General features: G+C 55.4%; 1 protein-coding gene. It reads right to left on the bottom strand.

Features of this window, described 5'->3' with window-relative positions:
- Positions 1–304: 304 nt before the first annotated feature.
- Positions 305–778, bottom strand: coding sequence for an ATP-binding protein (locus EVC45_RS44880; RefSeq protein ID WP_306770884.1), 474 nt, complete (start codon positions 776–778; stop codon positions 305–307).
- Between the last annotated feature and the right edge of the window lie 123 nt (positions 779–901).

Raw genomic sequence — 901 nt, 5'->3', positions numbered from 1 at the left:
GCATCCGATCGTGGGCCAGCGAGGCCCGCTGGTGCATGTCCTGCATAGGCAGGAACATTTCCAGCCTTTGTGGCCGCCAACTGATTGCGGGTTTCAAGCAGACTGAAGTTGCATTTGATCAGTAATGCATATGTTTCATGAAATGCATGAGTTGGCAAGACAGGCAACGCGAAGCGGAAGTGTGATTTGCGAAGTGATCGACATGGTAACGACGCGCGCGGCCATGGCGCAATGCGCCGGCTGTTAGCAGCGGCGTGAATTTCGTCTAAAACGGACGGTTTGAAACTCACCATGGTGACAGCGATCAGGCGGTGGCGGGATCGGGGTCGGCCTGGTCTTTCATGCGGTAGCTCTTGCCCGCGATGACGACAGTCTCGGCATGATGCAGAAGGCGGTCGAGCAGCGCGGAGGTCAACGTGCTGTCGTGATTGAAGATCTCTGCCCAGTGCTTGAATGCGCGATTCGAACTGATGATGGTCGGACCTTTCTCGTAACGCTGGCCGATGATCTGGAACAGCGCGTCGGCACCCTGTTTGTCGACGGGCAAATAGCCCAGCTCATCGACGATCAATATGCGTGGCTTGACGTAGCGGCGCAACTCGCGTTTGAGACCGCCATGGGCTTGCGCGGCATTCACCGAGTTGATGATATCCACCGCCGTGGCGAACAGCACTGAATGGCCGCGCAGACAGGCGGTATGGCCGAGCGCGATGCTCAGGTGGGTTTTGCCCAGCCCGACCGAAGCAGAGACATACAACTGATTGCGGGTTTCAAGCAGACTGAAGTTGCATTTGATCAGTAATGCATAAGTGCGACGAGTAAACGAATTTCAAAATATGGGGTCTGACAGGCAATGTGATTCTGATGACCTGTCTGCCGATGAAATGTGCCGTTGAACTGA

Origin of the sequence: Paraburkholderia sp. UYCP14C (assembly GCF_004197395.1) — a bacterium.
Classification (GTDB): Bacteria; Pseudomonadota; Gammaproteobacteria; order Burkholderiales; family Burkholderiaceae; genus Paraburkholderia.
The sequence above is the reverse complement of the archived record's forward strand: the minus strand, read 5'-3'. Positions and strand labels throughout refer to the sequence as shown.